The organism is Streptomyces sp. NPDC030838, assembly GCF_055572035.1.
This window is the reverse complement of sequence record NZ_JBVIED010000012.1, coordinates 241,661-259,939: the sequence shown is the minus strand read 5'-3', so window position 1 is coordinate 259,939 and position 18,279 is coordinate 241,661. Positions and strand designations below refer to the sequence as shown.

Here is an 18,279-nt window from a genome sequence, read left to right as displayed (position 1 = left end):
GCGAAGCGGCAACCATCAATGGGGGATCAGCCATGCTTGTCGAACGCGAGGAACATCTGGAACGGCTGCTCCGCGTCCAGGAAGCCGCGCTCGCCGGAAGAGGGCGGATGGTCCTGGTCGACGGCCCGTCCGCCACCGGGAAGACAGAACTGCTGCACGCCGTCGCGGACCGCGCGGAGGCCGCCGGGTTCCGGCTGCTGCACGCCATCTGCGCACGGCCCGAACGCACCCACGCCCTCGGCGTGATGCACCAGCTGTGCCGCTACGCCGGGATCCCCGGCTACGGCACGCCCGGCGGTCCCGGCCCCGACGCACAGTCCGCCGACGATCTGTGCGCCGCCCTGCTGGAACGTTCCGCCGAACAGCCTCTGCTCATCGCCGTCGACGACGTCCAGCACGCCGACGAACCGTCCCTGCGCCTCCTGCTCCACCTCTCCCGCCGGCTGCGCTCGGCCCGGATCGTCGTCCTGCTCACCGACAACACCGACGTCGCGTCGGCCAACCTCCAGCTGCGCGCCGAGCTGCTGCGCGAGACCGGGCTCACCCGGCTGCGCGTCGGCCCGCTCGGCGAGGCCGGGATCACCGCCTTCCTCACCCCCCGCCTCGGACCGGAGACCGCGCGGCGCCTCACCCCGTACTTCCGCGCCTCCACCGGCGGCAACCCGCTGCTGCTCGGCGCCCTCGCCGACGACTGGGAGGGCTCCGACGGCGACGAGGAGGCCGGCCACTCCTACGGCCTGGCGCTGCTGAGCTGCCTGCACCGCGGCGACGAGGCCGCGCTGGCGCTCGCCCGCGCCCTCGCCGTCCTGGACACCGAGGCGGACGACGACACGCTCGCCGCCCTGGCCGGGGCGCCCGTCGAGCCGACCGCCCGGGCGATGGCCGCCTGCGGGCTGCTCTCCGAGGAGGGCCGGTTCCGCCACCCGGCGGTGCGCCAGGCCGTCCTGGACGACCTCGCCCCGCGCGAACTGTCCGCCCTGCACCGGCGGGCCGCCCGGCTGCTCTACGACTCCGGGGCGCAGCCCGGCCGGGTGGCCCGGCATCTGCTGGAGTCCGGGCGCGCCGACGAACCCTGGGCCGTACGGGTCCTGGTGGAGGCCGCCGACCACGAACTGCTGGCCGACCGGCCCGCCGCGGCCGCCGCCTGCCTGGAGCTCGCCCAGCGCTCCAGCGGCGACCTCGCCGAGCGGGCCGAGATCCTGGCCCGGCTCGCCCACACCGAGTTCCAGTCCGACCCGGCCGCCGCCGCCCGGCATCTGCCGCAGCTGATCACCGCGGACCGGGCCGGACGGCTGCGCTTCCCCGAATCCGCCCTGCTGATACGGCAGTTGCTGTGGCACGGGCGGACCGAGGAGGCCGTGGACGCGCTGGAGCGCATCCGCAGCGGACCGGCCGGCCGCGCCGACGCCTCCGGCGAGATGGCCGACCTGGAACAGTGGCTGTCCTGGGCGTACCCGCCGCTGGCCCGCCCGGCGCGCCCCACCGTCCCCGGACCGCGCCGCGCCGGGAGCGGCCGGGCGGGCGAGGGCGCGGTGGTGGCGATGCTGCGCAGCGAACCGTGGCTGGGGCGGGCCGCCGCGCTCGCCGGACAGCTGGTCCGCGACCACCCAGAGGCGGTGGAGCGGGCCGAACAGGGCCTGTGGGACCTCCGGTTGAGCCGGTCCGCGTACTGGTCCGAGGAGGCCGCCGTCCTCGCACTGCTCACCCTGCTGCACGGCGACCGCGCCGACAGCGCCGCCGAGTGGTGCGAACGGCTCGCCGTCGACGCCGCCGAGCGCGCCACCCCGACCTGGCAGGCCGTCTTCCTCGCCGTGCGCGCCGAGGTCGCGGTCCGCCAGGGCGACCTCGCCACGGCGGCCGACCGGGCCCGTGCGGCCCTGGGACTGCTGCCGGCCAAGGCGTGGGGCGTGGCCATCGGGCTGCCGCTGTCGTCCCTGGTCGTGGCCACCACCCGGATGGGCCGCTACGACGAGGCGCTGCGCCATCTGTCCCAGGCGGTGCCGCCGACGATGTACGAGAGCTGGTACGGGCTGTCGTTCCTCCAGGCGCGCGGCGTCCACCACCTGGCCACCAACCACCACCGCGCCGCCCTCGGCGACTTCCTGTCCTGCGGGGAGCTCCAACGCAAGTGGGGCATCCAGGCGCTCGGACCGGTGCCGTGGCGGGCCGGGGCCGCCGAGGCGTGCATCCGGCTCGGCAACACCGACCGGGCCAAGCAGCTCATCCACGAGCAGCTGACCCGGCCCGGCGCGAGCGGCGGCCGCACCCGCGGCATCGCGCTGCGTCTGTACGCCGCGACCTGCGCGCCCGGACGCGGGCTCCAGCTGCTCGCCGAGGCGCTGGAGCTGCTGGAGTCGGCCGGTGACCGGTTCGAACAGGCGCGGGTGCTGGCCGACATGAGCCGGCTGTACAACGCGCTGGGCGAGCAGCGCCGGGCCCGCATGCTGTTCCGGCAGAGCCTGCACGTGGCCAAGGCGTGCGAGGCGCAGCCGCTCACCCAGGAGCTGCTGGCCGGATCCGACGGCATCACGCCGGTCGGCGCGGAGCCGATGCCGGAGCACCACCGGGCGCGCATCGACGAACTGACCGGCTCCGAGATGCGGGTCGCCTCGCTCGCGGTGATGGGCTACACGAACCGGGAGATCGCGGCGAAGCTCTTCGTCACGCCGAGCACGGTGGAACAGCATCTGACCCGCGTGTACCGCAAGTTGAAGATCCAGCGGCGTCAGGACCTGCCGTCGGATCTGTGGCCGAACGCGTCGAAGGCCGGCTGAGCCGGCCTTCGCACCTCTCTCACTCCACCACCTCCACCTCCACCACCACCGATGACAAGGCCAACCAAGGAGGCCCACCATGTTCGACGCAGACGCCTATCTGAAGAAACTGGGCTACGACGGTCCGCTGGAACCCACTCCGGAGCTGCTGCGCACCCTGCACAAGCTGCACCTGATGCGGGTGCCGTTCGACAACGCGCTGAACGCGGGACGCGGCCTGGACATCTGGGAGTACGTCGACATCGACGTCGACGCGACCTTCGACGCGGTCATCACCGGCGGCCGCGGCGGGGTCTGCCACGAGATCAGCGGCCTGTTCCGCACGCTGCTCGGCCGACTGGGCTTCGATGTCTCCATCATGTCGGCCGGGGTGCGGATGGCGAACGGCGAATTCGGCCCCGAGCTGGAACACATGTTCCACGCGGTGCGGTTCGGCGAGGAGCGCTGGCTGGTGGACGTCGGGTTCGCCGGGCCGTCGTTCATCGAGCCGCTGCGGCTGGCGGAGGGCGTGCAGGAACAGTACGGCTGCGCGTACCGCCTCGACCGGGACGGCGACTGGTGGGTCCTCAACCGCCGCCCCGCCGAGGGCGCGTGGGAGGTCATCTACCGCTTCCACGACGTGACCCGGGACCTGTCCGAGTGGCGCGGCGAGCCGAGCCTGCGCGAGTACGCCCGCGAGCTGAACTCCGCGGTCACCCTCATTAAGGGCCGCGCCCTGGAGAACGGCCAGCTCACGCTGATCGGCAAGCGCATGATCAAGGTGGTCGACGGCAAGCAGGAGATCCGCGTCCTGGTGAAGCCGGCGGACTACGAGGAGGCCGTCCGGACCATCCTGGAGCCCGCGTCCTGAGCCGTCCCCCGCTCCTCCCCCATGGACGATGCCCCATCCGGCCGAGCCGGGTGGGGCATCGTCAGTGGTGTGTGGACGGTGCCCAGGCGCTGAATGGTGAAGGTGCCGGACTGCCGGCCGGCGCCGTCGGACGCGGCGTCACCGTGGTAGCGGGTGGTCAGACCGTGGTAGTTCAGATTGCCGCTGATGAGGTGTCCGAGTTCCCTGAGATAACCGGGCACCGCGGAATGGACCGGCGTGTCGCGCCGCATGATTTCGGCACAGGTGCGGGAGAACTCATCCTCGGTCTCTCCGATCAGTTCGACGAGCCGGTCGACCGCCTGCTGCAGCGACAGTGACTCGCTCCGCATGAGGATCCACATGGCGTTCAGGGCTTCCCCTGCTTCGTATTCCTTGGGGAACGAATAGAGGTCGTTGACCAGTGTCATGTGATTGATGGCCAGGTCCCGGGCCTTCCCCAGCGCTTTGTCGGAGTCGAGTTCGTCGGTGAGGTCGCAGCCGAGGGCGTATTCGGTCTGGCAGGTGGACCAGTAGCCGAAGAGGTTGACGAGCCGGAGTTCCATGTAGTCGTCGAACGGCAGGACCTCGTCGTGAAGGCGGGCGCCGGCCTCGGTGACGGCGGACGCGACGATGTCCCGGTACGCCTGGCGGTAGCGCGCCGCCAGGTCCGGGGCCATCTGCGGCCACGCCGGAGCCAGTGCGTCGCCCAGCATCCGGCCGGCCGGGAAGTCGGGGCCGGCCGGCTCGCCGTCGAACACGGCGAGCCAGCGTCGCCGCAGCTCCTCGGCCCGGTGGAGGCTTTCCTGGATGCCGGGGCGGGAGAAGGAATCGTCGCAGATGCCGGCCGGAATCATGATGTTCGGCAGGGTGACGCACCGGTCGTCGAGCATGTGCGGATAGCAGAGGCAGGCCCAGTACGTCATGCGCTGCCGGATATAGCGGTCGGTGAGATCCTCGTCGGCGAAGTAGTCGACGAGATGCGGGCGGGCCCACGCGTAGCACTTCTTCTCGATGCGGAGGTGATCCGGGTGGGCGAGGAGAGGCAACCGCAGGGGAATGCGGGGCATTTCGTAGCGCGTTCCGGGCGCCAGCGAGACAAGCATGCTGTCGGACGAACTCATCGTTGCTCCGGGATTGTTCGAGCACCAGACGTCGGGTACTGAACGCTAGCCAAAGCGTGCTGGATCACCACGGAGACAGAACCGCCGAGTCGCGAAAAGACGGGTGGCGAAAAGACGAGTCGCCAAAAAAATGGGGCCCGCCACCGACGACGGGGGAGGCGTCGGTGGCGGGCCGTTCGGGGGGAGGGGATGGACGGGGTGTTACGCGGAGTGCGCGGTCTCGCGCTCGGGGGCCTCGGTGACGGCGTCCGTGGCCGCCTCCTGCTCCGCCGCCTTCTGGGACTTGATGCGGAAGGCCAGGAACGCGCCGGCGATGGCGGCGATACCGCCGACCAGGGCGGACAGCTGGAGGCCGTCGACCACGTCGCCGATCGGGTTGGAGGCGCCCTCGCTCAGGTCCAGGCCGGCGTTGGCGACGGCGATGAGCAGGGCCATGCCGACCGCGCCGCCGATCTGGGCGGACGTCTGGGTGAGGCCGGAGGCGACACCCTGCTCGTCCGGCGCGGCGTCGGAACCGGCGGCCATGAACATCGCCGGGTAGATCATGCCGGCGAACAGACCCCACAGCAGGACGCCGGGGAGCAGCGGCCAGAAGCTGGCGTTGGTGGACATGGTCGCCGACAGGACGATCATCGCGGCACCGACACCGATCAGGCCGGAGAACAGCGCCCCGCGGACGCCCCAGCGCTTGACGACGGCCGGCAGCAGCTTGCTGGATCCGAGCATGGCGACCGCGCTCATCGGCAGGAAGGCGAGGCCGGCCTCCAGCGGGCTGTAGCCGAGGACGTCCTGGAGCTGGATGAAGAACAGGTAGTGCAGGGTGTTGATGGCGCCCTGGAAGACGAAGATGATCAGGATCGCGGTGAGCAGGCCGCGGTAGCCGAACAGGCGCGGCGGGGCCAGCGGGTCGTTGGTCTTGGCCTCCAGGGCGAAGAACGCGACGCCCAGGACCAGGCCGACCGCGATCGTGGTCAGCGTCTGGGTGGAACCCCAGCCCGCCTCCGGGCCGTTGATCAGGCCGAAGACCAGCAGGGTGGAGGCGGCGGTGGCGAGCAGCGCGCCGGGGATGTCGAACTTGCGGGAGTCACCGGCGGTGACGTCGGTCGCGAGCCAGGCGTAGCAGCCGATGATGGCGAGCACGCACAGCGGCACGTTGACGTAGAACACCCAGGCCCAGCCCAGGTAGTTGGTGAGCAGACCGCCGACCAGGGAGCCGATGATGGCACCGGACGCGCCGGCCGTGCCCCAGACCGCGTACGCCTTGTTGCGGACCGGGCCCTCCTCGAAGCTGGTGTTGATCAGCGAGAGGGTGGCCGGGAAGAGCAGGGCGCCGCCGAGGCCCTGGACGACGCGCGCGGCGACGAGCAGGCCCGGGTCGGTGGCGAGACCGCCGGCGATCGAGGCGATCGCGTACAGGGCGAGGGCGAGGACCAGCATCCGGCGGGCGCCGAGCCGGTCGACCGCGCGGCCGCCGAGCAGCAGGGCGCCGCCGAGGCCGACGGAGTAGGCGCTGACGACCCACTGGAGGGACTGCGCGGAGAAGCCGACCTCACGGCCGATCTCGGGCAGCGCCACGTACACGATGTTGTAGTCGATGGAGAAGATGAGCATGCAGAAGGCCAGCAGTGCCATCTTCGGCCCGGGCCGTCCTCCGGGCCGGGCGAGAGCTTCGGCAGACATATGCCGTTTTCCTTTCTGAGGGGGGTTTATCTAGGTCCCTGTTCGTGAGCCCGGGTTACGGCTTGTTACTGGACTCATCATCTGTAACGATGGCTGACCAGGGAAGGAGGCACTTTCATGTCCCAACGGAACAGCGGTGTAACCGTCGAGGTCAGCCCGGACGTGGAGTTCGAAGATGTCGGGGAACCGTGTGCCGTGCGCGAGGTGCTGGACCGCATCAGCGGCAAGTGGAGCATCCAGATCATCCTCGCGGCGGCCGAGAAGCCGGTCCGCTTCACCGAGCTCGAACGCTCCATCCCGGGCATCAGCCGCCGGATGCTCACCCTGACGCTGCGCAGCCTGGAACGCGACGGTCTGCTGGTGCGCACCGTCTACCCCACCGTGCCGGCGAAGGTCGTCTACAGCGTGACCGACAGCGCCCGCGAACTGCACGACGCCTTCCTCACGTTGATGGACTGGGCGGAGCGCAACCGCAGCGCGATCAGCGCCTCCCGTGCCGCCTACGACGCGGCGCAGCTGGCGGAGCAGGATCAGGGAGAGCCGGCGGGCGGTCCGGCGTGAGCCGGAGGCCGCCCGCGTCCGGCGGCTGTCAGCCCGCATCGCCCGGAGCCTCGGAGGGCACCACGCGGAGCAGGGTCGGGTCGTCGGCGTCCGGGGTGGCGGTGAAGCCGGCCTTGCCGATGGCCTCGGCGTAGCGGTCCAGCTCCCCGGCCGCGATGAGGTCGCCGTCCAGGCAGGCGACCAGGATCGGCTCGCCGCCCTCGACGGCGAAGCCGGTCTGCCGGTCGCTGAACTCGCGGCAGCCCGCCTCGCGCAGCGCGGCGCGGACCGTCTCGGCGTCCCGGTCGTACGTCGTCCACAGCGGGCGTCCGTGGCCGCCGTACCCGAACTCGGGCTCGGCGCCCTCGGGGGCGTGCCGGGCGGCGCGGACCGCCTCGGCGATCACCGACGGCGCCCACAGAGCCATCGGCGGCTCCAGCAGGTGCTGCACCGCGAGGACCAGTTTGCGGACCTCGCCGGAGACCTGCGCGGCCAGCTGCACCTGGGTGGAGTAGCGGCCGAACAGCTCGGCGGCGGAGGGCCGTTGGCCGGCCGTCTCCGGGTAGTCGAAGTCCCCGCCGATGGCGGCCTGCCACGGCACGAACAGCACTCCGGCGGCGGCCTGGTAGAACGCCTTGGACAGCTCGGCCGTGACGCCCTCGTGCTCGCCGAGCAGCTTGCCGAGGGCCAGTGCCTCCTGGGCGGCGCAGGTCATGCCCTGCCCGTAGAGGGGGTTGAAGCTGCAGATCGAGTCGCCGAGCGCGAGGTAGCCGCTCGGGACCGTCTCCAGCTGCTCGAAGTGGCGGCGGCGGTTCGCCGGGTACTGGAAGGCGACCGGCTCGGTGAGCGGCTCCGCCTGGGCGATCAGCTTGGCGATGATCGGGTCCGGCAGGCTCTCCGCGTGCTGCCGGAAGCCCTCCTCGTCGGCGCTGGGATAGTCCCGGTGCCAGCCGCCGACCGACACCAGCCAGCGGTCGCCCTCGACCAGCAGGGCGGCGCCGATGCGCTTCTCGGCCGGCGGGGTGGGCTGCACGAACGCCGCCTGCACGGGCAGGTCGCCAGGCTTGGCCCGGTAGAGCCGGCTGACGTAACCGACGTTGACCTTGACCTCCTCCACCTCGGGGGTGGGGAAGCCGAGCGCCGACAGCCAGCGGTCGGAGCGGCTGCCGCGGCCCGTGGAGTCCACGACCAGGTCGGCGGCCAGCAGTTCGTCGCCGTCCAGCAGGACTCCGGTGACCCGGCCGTCGGTGTCGGCCAGCCCGGAGACCGAGGTCTTCGCACGGATCGTCACATTGGGCAGGGCCTCGACCCGCTGACGGAGCGTGTACTCCAGCAGCGGACGGGTCATCGACACGAAGGGCTGCCCGCTGTGCACCGGGTTCCAGGACGCGCCCAGCCGGTACAGGTGCAGGTCCTCACCCGAGTCGAAGATCACCGCGCCGCGCTCGGTCAGCTCGTCCATCAGGCCGGGGAACAGCTCCCCAAGCGCCCGCTGGCCGGCGACGAGCAGCACGTGCGAGTGCTGGCCCTGCGGCACACCGCGCCGCGGCTCGCCCGACTGCGGCAGCTCGTCGCGGTCGACGACCACGACCTGCTCGAACGCGTCGGACAGGGCCTTGGCCGCGGACAGGCCCGCGATGCCGGCGCCGATCACCACCGCGGTGCCGCGCCCGGTCGACTTGCTCATGATGGGTTCCCCTCGGTTCCGTCGGGTCGGTACGTCACTGGGTGGTTCACTGCGCGGTGCTGCCGATGCTGCGCGGGTGCCGGAAGAAGTTGGCCGGGTCGTAGCGGCGCTTGACGTCCTTCAGTCGCAGGTAGTTGTCGCCGTAGTACTGGGTGGCCCAGTCCGGCAGGTTCGAGCCGGGGAAGTTGACGTAGGCGCCGATGCCCAGCGGGTCCAGCAGGTCGGATCCCTTCTGTACGAAGGCCTCGGCCGCGGCCTCCGCGTCCGGCGCGGTCGGCTGGTCGAGCTGGGTGGTGAAGCCGACGATGAAGTTGGCCGTGCGGTGCGGGAAGGCGGTCGCCGTGGGCGAGATCCGGTTGGCGTTGCCGCCGACCGCCATGCAGTGCAGGAAGCGGCGCTGGCCGGCCACCCGGTCGCCGTCCCAGGCGGTGATGATCCGGTTCAGGTCGCTCGCGGAGAACGGCCGGTCGAAGAACCGGTACGCCTCGCGCAGCCAGCCGGTGCGGTGCAGCAGGGCGTCCGGGCCGGTGCCCTCGCGGTGGCACTGGTCCTGGGTGAGGTCGCCGCAGCCGTAGGCGGTCTTCATCGCCTGGTGGTACGGCAGGTCGCTGTGGAAGCGGCTGGTGGGCTGGGCGCCGACCAGGGCGGTCAGCTGGTCCAGGGCGGCGATGGCCTCGGACTCCGGGCCGTGGTAGCCGCCGGTGACGATGATCTCCGGGACGGCGCCCGGGGCGGCGTCGGGCAGCATGAAGATCAGCGCGGAGCCGAGGTTCACGGAGCTGGTCAGCTGCCAGGTCTGCCAGGCGGCGAACACCTCCTCCGCCTTGTCCCACGACCAGGTGGTGTTGAAGAACACCATGGTCGGCGCGGCGATCGGGGCTACTTCGAACTCGGTGACGATGCCGAAGTTGCCGCCGCCACCGCCGCGCAGACCCCAGAACAGGTCGGAGTACTGGCTGGCCGAGGCGCGCACCAGACGGCCGTCGGCGAGGACCAGCTGGACCGAGCGGAGCCGGTCGCTGCCCATGCCGAACTTGCGGGTCTGGTAGCCGATGCCGCCGCCGGAGAGGAAGCCGCCGGGGCAGACGGTCGGACAGGTGCCGGCGATGACCTGCTTGCCGTGCGGGGCCAGGGCGTGCAGGGCGTCGATGGACTGCAGACCCGGGCCGACGCGGACGGTGGTGCTGCCGACGGTGGCGTGGCGGATCCGGGAGACGTCGACGACCAGGCCCTCGCCGGTGGACCAGCCGCGGTAGTTGTGGCCGCCGCTGCGGGTGCGCACGGATATGCCGTTGTTCCGGGCGAAGTTGACGCACGCCTGCACGTCGGCGGGGGTCTCGCAGTAGGCGACGGCCGTCGGGTTGACCGCGTCGAACTCCGCGAACTGGTTCTGCTTGGCGAGGGCGTAGCCGCTGTCTCCGGGGAGGACGAGGTCGCCCTGAAGCTGGGGGGCGAGGCCGCTGAAGTCCGCGGCGCTCGCGGCGGAGGCCTGCGCCAGGGTCACGCCGCCGGCGACGGCGGCGGATGCCGTGAGCGCCAGTCCTGCTCCTGCTCCGGCCCGGAGAATCGTTCGTCTGGTGTGCACGGCACTCCTAAGGAAATTCGGTGGGACGCAAGGGATTTCGGAAGGCGGGCCAGGTGGGCAGTCGCATCCATGGCCTGAGCAGTGACCACTATCCGGGCGTCGGTCCACTGGCCGGGAATCCGTCGCCCACTGGCCGTCCGGGGCGGCCGGAAGCGCGGGAATCCGCAGGTCACAGCTCCGAAATCCCATGACGTGAAGAAAAGTTGATGGGCCATCAGCCGACCGGGGCGGGCGTCGGCAGTGTCCGGGCCAGGTGCAGGGCGCCGTGCAGGGAGGAGAGGCCGCCGAGGCGGGCGGGATGGTGGGGCGGGGCCGGGCTGCCGGGGCGGGCCAGGGCACGTGCGTGGCGTTCGACCAGCGCTGTGACGTCGGGGAACGCGTCGGCGAAGCCGCCGCCGATCACGACCGCGGCGGGGTGCAGGAGTTCGGCGGTGCCGACGACCGCCGTGGCGAGGACCGCGCAGGCCTCGTCGAGGGCGATCACCGCCCAGGACTCCCGGCGCCGCCAGGCGTCGCCCAGCTCGCCGGGGTCGACCGGCGCGTCCCGCAGCTCGGCTGCGCGGCGCAGGATCGCCGGGCCGGAGGCACGGGACTGGACACAGCCGATCCGCCCGCAGTCACAGCGTCTGCCGCAGCGGTCGACGACCAGGTGCCCGATCTCGAACGACCCGCGCCCGGCCCCGGGGAACAGCTCCCCGCCGATCACCGCGCCGCCCCCCACACCGGTGCCGATGCCGAGGTAGAGCAGGTCGTCGTGGCCCGCGGCCCGGGCCTCCGCGAGCGCGGCGAGATCGCCGTCGTCGGCGCAGGCCACGGCCGTGCCGGGCAGCATCGCGCGGAGTTCGGCGGCGAGGTCGAGGCCCGCCCAGGAGGGCCGGTTGGGCCAGGTCGTGACCCGGCCCGCGGCGTCCAGCGTGGCCGGCATGGCCACGCCCGCCGCGCGCAAGGGGCCGGGCCAGTGGCGCCGTACCTCGGCGAGGGTGCGGGCGAGGGCCGCCATGTCGTCGTCCACGCCGCCGTCGGCGGACCAGCGGAAGGTGGTCCGGTACGGGTCGGCGCCCGCGCCCTCCACCCGGACGGCGACCTTGGTGCCGCCGACGTCGATGCCGAGAAAACCCGTGATGCCACTCATGGCGGCGAGTGTCCGGATCGCGACCCACCCGCCGGTAACCCCGCGTCCACCGCCCCTCCAGCACGGGACCCGCGCACCCGTGCTCTCGGGGTACCACCGCCCTGCCCTCCCCCTAACTCATCCCTATCTTTCCGCGCGGGCGAACCGGCTTGGCCCGTCGCCGGGTTAGGGCCCCTCGCGCACCTTAATCTCAGCCGGAATCCACCCTTTTCCACCCGACTCACGCGAGGTGTTTCCGCGATGAACCGTCAATGGCTCTTCGTCCGGCTGCCCAACCCGATGCGCAGCCGTCCGGAGGAGCACACCGCCCGCGTGCTCGCCACGATGACCGCCGATCTGGTCGGCCATCTGCGCGCCGAGGACCCGGACGCGCTGTGGCAGTTCCGCCGCCCCGGCCCGGTCGCCGGGCCCGACCTCGGGTTGTGGTTCCACTCGACCGAGCCGGTCCTGAAGGAGCTGGAGCGCCGGCTGCGCGCGCAGACCTCCGAGCACAACTGGCCGATGATCACGGGCGCGCACATCCCGGAGACGGCCAAGTACCGCACGCCCCGGACGCTGCGCCTCGCCGACCGGCTGGCCACGGTGTCCAGCACCTTCGCGCTGGAGCTGCTGCGCGGCGGCCGCCTCGACGAGGAGCGGCGGCAGTGGCTGGCCGCCGCGCATCTGTGGCGGCTGAGCGCGCTGACCGCGCCGGGCGAGCGGGCGGCGTTCCTCTTCCACTTCTGGCAGTTCGGCACCGACCTGCTGGACCCGGCGGACCGGGTGGAGCTGGCGGGTCAGGCGGACGCCTGGGCGCTGGCCCCGGTGTGCGGGCTGCTGCCGGGCGGCGAGGGGCTGTGGGACGCCTACGTCACCGAGGTCCGCGACCTGATCGCCGCGGGCCGGGAGGACGGGGTCCCGGTCAACTTCCTCCTCTACGACCACGTCCTGCTCACCCACGACCGGCTGGGCATCGCCTCCCGCACCGGCGCCCGCGCGGCCCGGGCGGTGCGCACCGCGCTCGCGGCGGGCACGCCGGTCCCGGCGACGCTGGCCGGGGCGACGGCGCTGCAGTCGGCATGAACCTCCAAAGCCTCCGGAGCCTCCGGAGAACCGTTTCTGCACACCCCCTTCGTCCACACCCCCTCCATCCCCTCCCCCACGACCGAAAGGACTCCTAGATGACTGTTGTCACGACCGCGGACACCCGCTCCGCACGCCGGATCGACGTGGCACTGGGCGAGCGCTCCTACCCCGTGCACATCGGTCCGGGCGTACGCCACCTGCTGGCCGGGGTCGTCGCCGGACTCGGCGCCCGGAAGGTGGCCGTGGTCTCCGCCCGGCCGCGCGACATGCTGCCGGACCCCGGTGTGCCCGCGCTGCACCTCGAGGCGCGGGACGGCGAGGAGGACAAACGGCTCGCCACCGTGGACCGGATGTGCCGGGCCTTCGCCGAGTACGGGCTGACCCGCGCGGACGCGGTGGTGTCCGTCGGCGGCGGCACGACCACCGACTCGGTGGGTCTCGCCGCGTCGCTGTACCACCGCGGGCTGCCGGTGATCCACCTGCCGACGACGCTGCTGGCCCAGGTGGACGCCAGCGTCGGCGGCAAGACCGCGGTGAACCTGCCGCAGGGCAAGAACCTCGTCGGGCAGTACTGGCAGCCGACGGCGGTGCTCTGCGACACCGACTTCCTGGACACCCTGCCCGAGCGCGAGTGGCGCAACGGCTACGGGGAGATCGCCCGCGCGCACTTCATCGGCACCGGTGATCTGCGCGGGCGCCCGCTCGTCGAGCAGATCGCGGCGAGCGTGGCATGCAAGGCGAAGATCGTCGCCGCGGACGAGCGGGACGACTCGATCCGGCACATCCTCAACTACGGGCACACGCTGGGGCACGCGCTGGAGCGGGCCACCGACTTCGCGCTGCGGCACGGCGAGGCGGTGGCGATCGGCACGGTGTTCGCCGGCCGGCTGGCCGGGGCGCTGGGGCGGATCGACGAGGCGAAGGTCGCCGAACATCTGGAGGTGGTGCGGTCGTACGGGCTTCCGTACCGGTTGCCGGCCGGTCCGACGGAGGCCGAACTGCTGGAGCTGATGCGGCTGGACAAGAAGGCGATGACCGGACTCGCCTTCGTGCTGTCCGGCCCCGAGGGGCCCGAACTCGTCAGCGGGATACCGGAGTCGGTGATCCTGGACGTGCTGGCGGGGATGCCCAGGGAGGAGTGAGGACGGGACAACAGGACAGGACACGGCACAGGGCCGCCCCCGGTCGTCGGCACGACGGGGGCGGTCCTTGGTCGCCGGAAGCCTTCAGGCGGACGCCTTGCGGACCGCCGGCTCGGGGTCGGGTACGGCGGCGACGGTGGCCTTCGCCGGCGCGCCGGAGTTCTCCTGCGCGGCCGTCAGCCGGGCCACCAGCTCCTTCAGCTCCGCGTTCCGGCCGGTCGCCATCATCCAGATCATCTTCAGGTCCCCGGAGAACGCGGCCACCGGATCGGTCACCCCGACCGGCAGGTTGCGCTCGAAGACCAGGTGGCCCGTCCAGGCGAACGAGAAGAACAGCCCCGGTACGGCCCACAGGTCACGGGCGCGGCGCCGCCGGGCGGCGACCGCCGCGGCGCCGAGCGCCGCCGCCATCCCGGCGACATGCATCCAGCGGCTGGCCTCGCTGGTGTGGCCCAGCATGTACGCCTCGAAACGCTCGTCGAAGTCCCTCACCTTGCCGCACTCCCCTCGGACATGGCCTGCACGGCCTCCTCGTACACCTTTCGGAACAGCGGATCGACGGCGGTGCCGCGTGCGTAGCGGTCGCCGAAGCGGCGCCGGTACTCCGCGAAGAGCGCGGGGTCCCGGTGCAGGAAGAGCACGTCGTGCAGGGCCATCCGGCGGATCGCCAGCAGCGGCAGCGGGGAGCGCGAGACCGGAAAGCGCGGGTTGCGGGCGGCCGGCTCCGGGCAGTCGGGGTGGAACTGGCCCAGCATCAGGCCCCGGCGGGCCAGCTCGGGCTTCACCTCGGCCTGCACCTCGTCCAGCAGCGGCCACAGCGGGCGCGGCAGGTCGGGCAGGGCCGCCACGACCGTGTGCAGCGTCCGGTTGGAGTGCGCCCAGTCGCCGGTCTCCAGGTCGTCGGCGAGGTCGCCGACCAGGGCGAGCAGTTCCTCGCGCGCGGGTCCGGGCCCGATGCCGGAGACCACCCGGGTCCGCACCGTGCCGGCCCGCAGCGCGGGCTCCACGAAGGGGCACACCGCGCCGGGGCGGCCCAGCTCGGGGTGCGGCTGCGCGAGATAGCCGGTCATCCAGTGGAGTACGGCGTCCAGGGCCCGGCCCGACTCCGCGACGGACGCCACCCCGTGCGGGCGGGCCTCCACGACCGCCGAGCCGCCCGGCAGCCGGGTCACGGCGGTGACCGTGAAACCGGCGGTCCGCAGCAGGGCCTCGGTCTCCGCCCGGCCGCGCTCCCGGCCCCCGCCGAACAGCGTCATCATGTACAGGTCCATGAGCGCGCCCCACTCGGCGCGTTCCGGGTCGTCGGCGGGCTCGGCCAGGTGGTCGACCAGGGCCAGCCGGGCGCCGGGCGCCATCGCCGCGCGGCAGGAGCGCAGCAGGCGTACGCAGGAGTCGTCGTCCCAGTCGTGCAGGATGTGCCGCAGCACGTAGAGGTCGCCGTCGGGCGGGAGCGTGCCGAAGAAGTCCCCCTCGACCGTCGTGCAGCGCTCGTCCAGTCCCGCCGCGGCGAACCGGGCGCGGGCGGCGGGCAGCGCGGCCGGCCGGTCCACCAGGACGCCGCGCAGCCGGGGCCGGGCGGCCAGCAGCCCGGCGAGCAGAGCGCCGTCGCCGCCGCCCACGTCCACCACGAGACGGGCGCCGGTGAGGTCCAGGGCGTCGAGCACGCCGCGCAGTTCGAGGGCGAGGCCGGTCTCCTGGGAGCGGTCGAAGACGGCGCGCAGCCAGGGGTCCTCGTCGAGGTGGGCGAAGAAGTCACGTCCGTGTGCTGCGGCGTAGGCCGGACGGCCCTCCCGCACCACCTGGGGCAGCCGCTGCCAGGCGGGGCCGGTGGCCGACAGCGCGAGCAGCGCGGTGGGCAGCGCGGAGCCGGGCGCGTCGGAGCGGAGGGTCGCGCCGAGGGGGGTCAGCGCATACAGCTCCCGTCCTGTGGTGTCCTCCGCTGTCTCCAGCACCCCGAAGGAGGCCAGGGCGCGCAGCAGCCGGGGCAGCAACTCCGGGTTCGCGCCCGTGCGTTCGGCTACGGCTCCGGCGTCCAGCGGGCCTTCCGCGGCCAGCAGGTCGGCGAGGCCCAGCTCGGCCATCGCGCACACCGCGCGGGAGCGCAGCTGGCCGTAGATCATGCGCCGCATCCGCAGCGCCTCGCGGGTCTGGTCGGCGTCGGGCAGCGGGACGGCGGGTAACGCCCCCGTCTCCGGCCCCACCGCGGCGGTCACGAGTGCACCGCCGGGGTGCGGGTGACGCGCGCCATCAGGCCGTCCCTGGGGAACAGGGCGGGGATGCCGGCGGGCTGCGGGTCGGTGGTGAGGAGTTCCAGCGAGGTGGCCTGGACCAGGCGGGACAGCACGGTGGGCACGACGAGGGCGGCCAGGCCGCTGCCGATGCAGCGCCGGGTGCCGTATCCGTAGGGGAAGTACTCGAAGGGGGTGGGCGCCCGGTGTCCGGGCCGCTCGCGGTCCCAGCGCTCGGGGCGGAAGGCGTCCGGCTGCGGCCAGAGCTGCGGCAGCCGGTGGGTGATGTACTGCGAGACGGCGACCAGGCTGCCCGCGGGCACGGTGTGGCCGTCGTGGGTGAAGGGGCGCAGGGCCCGGCGTGGGCTCATGGTCACCGGCGGGTGCAGCCGCATCGACTCCTGGACGACCCGGTTCAGGTAGTGCAGTCGGCGGGCGTCCGCCGGGCCGGCGGGGGCGTCGCCGAGGACACGGGCGGTCTCCTCGCGGGCCGTCTCCCACACGCCCGGCTCGGACACCAGGTGGTAGACGGCCCAGCCGACGCCGGAGCTGACCGGGTCGTAGCCCGCGATCAGCGCGCTGACGACCATGTCCCGGATCTCCTGGTCGGTCATCGCCGAGCCGTCGTCGGCGCGGGCGCGCAGCATCACGCCGATCAGGTCGTCCCCGTCCGGGGCGCTCTCTCCCGATGTCTCCCGGCGGCGGCGCGCGATCTCCGCGTACACCAGGGACTCCACGCCCGCGACGCCGTCCAGCGCGCGCCGCCGGGCGCGGCCGGGCAGCCGCCAGGCGAGCAGCTGGCGGGGCAGCGGGTAGTCCATCAGGTCGTGGATCCGGTCCAGGTGGGCGGTCAGTTCGGGGCTGCGGCGGGCCAGTTCGGGGCCGCAGAAGGCGCGGATCATCGCGGTCCGGACGGCCTCGCGCAGCTCCTGGTAGACGTCGATACGGCGGCCCGGCGTCCAGCCGCGCACGGTCGCGTCGACCTGGTCGACGATCAGCCGGGTGGCGCGTTCCACGGCGGCGCGCCCGAACGCGGGGCGGGCGGCCCGCCGGACCCGGTCGTGCGGCGCCCCGTCGGTCACCACGAGGGCGGTGTCGCCCGCGATGGGGAGGAGCATGTCGTAGGCGCCGGTGAACACGAAGGTGCCGGGGTCGCCGAGGACCCGCGCGTTGGCGGCCGGGCCGAACAGGAAGACCGTACGGGCGGGTCCGAAGCCGAAGGCGCACACGTCGCCGTAGGTCCGCGCCAGGTGGGTGAGCCCGTGCGGCAGGGACCGCTGGAACTCCCGCAGGGCGCGGGCGTACGCGGCCGGGGTGCGCGGTCCGGGGATGCGGCTGCGGGTCATGCCGCGCTCTCCTTCCTGGGGGTTATCGGGGCCGGTCCGTCGGCCGGCCGGTTCCGTACGTCCTCGGAGCGGCGTGAGTCGAGGGCCACGCGGTCGCTGCCCAGCAGCACGGCAGCGCCGAGGGCCACGGCGATGGCGGTCGCCCAGCCGGGGACGGTCAGCACGAGGAGCGTCGCCAGGAACGCGGTGGACAGCAGCATGTCCCGTTTGAGGACCTGGTTGGCGGTGGCCGCGTCCGGTGCCTTGGCCATGGCGCGGCACTGCGCGTACGCCAGCACCGCCCAGGGCAGGGCCAGCAGGGTGAGCGGGGGCAGCGCGCCGCCGAGCACCAGCAGCGGCAGGCTGAGATAGCCGACGAGGGTCATCGTGGTGGCGGCGCGGGCCGCGGCGGCGCGGTCGGGGAAGACGGTGGCCGAGGTGCGCAGGCCCGCAGCGCGGTCGCCGTCGTGGTCGGGGAGGTTCTTGACCATGCCCTTGGCGACGAACCACACGATCAGGAAGCCGATGAGCGCCCAGCCCTCCGCGTCCGGCGCCTTCACGCCGTGCGGTCCGGCGAAGTAGCCGAGGACGAACGGCCGGAAGACGGCGAGGCTGAAGGCGAACAGCCCGGAGACGGGGCGGGCCTTGAGGCGCAGTGGCGGATACGAGTACTGGTGGGCGCCGATCAGGGAGAGCACCGCCGCGGTGATGTAGTCCCAGCCGTACAGGGGCGCGGTGACCAGGATCGACAGGCTGAGCAGGTGTCCGGCGGCCACGACGCGGCGGTCGCCGGCGCGCAGCAGCAGCCAGACGCGGCCGGGCAGGTTGCGGCTGTCCTCCTCCAGGTCGGTGTGGGCGTTGTAGAGGTTGGCGAGCAGCCCGTAGGCGAGGGTGAGGACGAGCCCGAGCACATACCGCCAGTCGAAGCCGGGCCCGGCCACGGTCCAGCCGAGGGAGAAGGCCAGCAGGCCGGGGACGCAGGTGCGCGGGCGGCCCAGCATCAGCAGGATCCGCACGGTCTCGGCGGCTCCCGCGGTGCCCCGGCTGCCCCGCGCGACGCGGACCCGTTCGTCGGGGGTGAGCGCGGTGAACTCGGCCATGCCGAGCGGTCGTTCGGTGGAGTACGTCGTCACACGAGTCCCTTTCGTCG

14 protein-coding genes are annotated in these 18,279 nt (G+C 72.9%); 5 read left to right on the top strand and 9 right to left on the bottom strand.

Translation table 11 applies throughout. The features are described 5' to 3' along the window. Positions 1–32 precede the first annotated feature (32 nt). Together ACZ42A_RS28080 and ACZ42A_RS28075 are read left to right on the top strand one after the other, a co-directional pair. Entirely contained in the window at positions 33–2,774 is a 2,742-nt protein-coding gene (locus ACZ42A_RS28080; protein ID WP_468530055.1) for a helix-turn-helix transcriptional regulator, read from the top strand. Positions 2,775–2,853: 79 nt separating this feature from the next. Next, positions 2,854–3,624: an arylamine N-acetyltransferase family protein gene (locus ACZ42A_RS28075; RefSeq protein WP_468530054.1), complete on the top strand. Its 771-nt coding sequence runs from the start codon at positions 2,854–2,856 to the stop codon at positions 3,622–3,624. Here the strand turns inward: ACZ42A_RS28075 and ACZ42A_RS28070 are convergent. Together ACZ42A_RS28070 and ACZ42A_RS28065 are read right to left on the bottom strand one after the other, a co-directional pair. Continuing rightward, a complete protein-coding gene (locus tag ACZ42A_RS28070) occupies positions 3,582–4,691 on the bottom strand; it encodes a terpene synthase family protein (protein ID WP_468530053.1) in 1,110 nt (369 codons plus the stop codon). The two genes, ACZ42A_RS28075 and ACZ42A_RS28070, sit on opposite strands and share 43 nt — an antisense overlap. Before the next feature lie 255 nt (positions 4,692–4,946). Then, entirely contained in the window at positions 4,947–6,425 is a 1,479-nt protein-coding gene (locus tag ACZ42A_RS28065; protein WP_468530052.1) for an MFS transporter, read from the bottom strand. Between the two features lie 117 nt (positions 6,426–6,542). Between ACZ42A_RS28065 and ACZ42A_RS28060 the strand changes: the two genes are divergently transcribed. Then, positions 6,543–6,986, top strand: coding sequence for a winged helix-turn-helix transcriptional regulator (locus ACZ42A_RS28060; protein WP_468530051.1), 444 nt, complete (start codon positions 6,543–6,545; stop codon positions 6,984–6,986). Positions 6,987–7,014: 28 nt separating this feature from the next. On the opposite strand, the gene ACZ42A_RS28055 is transcribed toward ACZ42A_RS28060, so the two are convergent. From ACZ42A_RS28055 to ACZ42A_RS28045, 3 genes are all read right to left on the bottom strand, one after another. Further along, positions 7,015–8,652, bottom strand: coding sequence for an FAD-dependent oxidoreductase (locus ACZ42A_RS28055; protein WP_468530050.1), 1,638 nt, complete (start codon positions 8,650–8,652; stop codon positions 7,015–7,017). A 46-nt stretch (positions 8,653–8,698) separates the two neighbouring features. Next, entirely contained in the window at positions 8,699–10,237 is a 1,539-nt protein-coding gene (locus ACZ42A_RS28050) for an FAD-binding oxidoreductase (RefSeq protein ID WP_468530049.1), read from the bottom strand. Positions 10,238–10,451: 214 nt separating this feature from the next. Next, complete coding sequence (locus tag ACZ42A_RS28045; RefSeq protein WP_468530048.1) at positions 10,452–11,369, bottom strand: ROK family protein; 918 nt, start codon at positions 11,367–11,369, stop codon at positions 10,452–10,454. A 240-nt stretch (positions 11,370–11,609) separates the two neighbouring features. Here ACZ42A_RS28045 and ACZ42A_RS28040 point away from each other — a divergent pair, with 240 nt between their 5' ends. Beyond that, complete coding sequence (locus ACZ42A_RS28040; protein WP_468530047.1) at positions 11,610–12,431, top strand: lantibiotic dehydratase C-terminal domain-containing protein; 822 nt, start codon at positions 11,610–11,612, stop codon at positions 12,429–12,431. Between the two features lie 98 nt (positions 12,432–12,529). Beyond that, entirely contained in the window at positions 12,530–13,576 is a 1,047-nt protein-coding gene (locus ACZ42A_RS28035; RefSeq protein WP_468530046.1) for a 3-dehydroquinate synthase family protein, read from the top strand. An 84-nt stretch (positions 13,577–13,660) separates the two neighbouring features. Here ACZ42A_RS28035 and ACZ42A_RS28030 read toward each other — a convergent pair whose 3' ends face one another. From ACZ42A_RS28030 to ACZ42A_RS28015, 4 genes are read right to left on the bottom strand one after another with little or no spacing between them, the layout of a single operon-like run. Next, positions 13,661–14,068 (bottom strand): Mpo1-like protein, encoded by a 408-nt coding sequence (locus ACZ42A_RS28030; protein ID WP_468530045.1) that lies wholly within the window; start codon positions 14,066–14,068, stop codon positions 13,661–13,663. Continuing rightward, on the bottom strand, positions 14,065–15,789 hold the full coding sequence (locus ACZ42A_RS28025) for a DUF6875 domain-containing protein (RefSeq protein ID WP_468530044.1): 1,725 nt from the start codon (positions 15,787–15,789) through the stop codon (positions 14,065–14,067). The genes ACZ42A_RS28030 and ACZ42A_RS28025 overlap by 4 nt, the downstream gene beginning before the upstream one ends. Further along, positions 15,786–17,150, bottom strand: coding sequence for a cytochrome P450 (locus ACZ42A_RS28020; RefSeq protein ID WP_468530043.1), 1,365 nt, complete (start codon positions 17,148–17,150; stop codon positions 15,786–15,788). The genes ACZ42A_RS28025 and ACZ42A_RS28020 overlap by 4 nt, the downstream gene beginning before the upstream one ends. Further along, positions 17,147–18,262 carry a UbiA family prenyltransferase gene (locus ACZ42A_RS28015; protein WP_468530042.1) on the bottom strand — a complete coding sequence of 372 codons (1,116 nt, stop codon included), beginning with the start codon at positions 18,260–18,262 and terminating at the stop codon, positions 17,147–17,149. Before ACZ42A_RS28015 ends, ACZ42A_RS28020 begins: the two co-directional genes overlap by 4 nt. Between the last annotated feature and the right edge of the window lie 17 nt (positions 18,263–18,279).

Bases quoted from the DNA above. Each gene is read 5' to 3' on its own strand.
- ACZ42A_RS28080 (WP_468530055.1), top strand. From the start codon at position 33: ATGCTTGTCGAACGCGAGGAACATCTGGAACGGCTGCTCCGCGTCCAG.
- ACZ42A_RS28075 (WP_468530054.1), top strand. From the start codon at position 2,854: ATGTTCGACGCAGACGCCTATCTGAAGAAACTGGGCTACGACGGTCCG.
- ACZ42A_RS28070 (WP_468530053.1), bottom strand. From the start codon at position 4,691: ATGCCCCGCATTCCCCTGCGGTTGCCTCTCCTCGCCCACCCGGATCAC.
- ACZ42A_RS28065 (WP_468530052.1), bottom strand. From the start codon at position 6,425: ATGTCTGCCGAAGCTCTCGCCCGGCCCGGAGGACGGCCCGGGCCGAAG.
- ACZ42A_RS28060 (WP_468530051.1), top strand. From the start codon at position 6,543: ATGTCCCAACGGAACAGCGGTGTAACCGTCGAGGTCAGCCCGGACGTG.
- ACZ42A_RS28055 (WP_468530050.1), bottom strand. From the start codon at position 8,652: ATGAGCAAGTCGACCGGGCGCGGCACCGCGGTGGTGATCGGCGCCGGC.
- ACZ42A_RS28045 (WP_468530048.1), bottom strand. From the start codon at position 11,369: ATGAGTGGCATCACGGGTTTTCTCGGCATCGACGTCGGCGGCACCAAG.
- ACZ42A_RS28040 (WP_468530047.1), top strand. From the start codon at position 11,610: ATGAACCGTCAATGGCTCTTCGTCCGGCTGCCCAACCCGATGCGCAGC.
- ACZ42A_RS28035 (WP_468530046.1), top strand. From the start codon at position 12,530: ATGACTGTTGTCACGACCGCGGACACCCGCTCCGCACGCCGGATCGAC.
- ACZ42A_RS28020 (WP_468530043.1), bottom strand. From the start codon at position 17,150: ATGACCCGCAGCCGCATCCCCGGACCGCGCACCCCGGCCGCGTACGCC.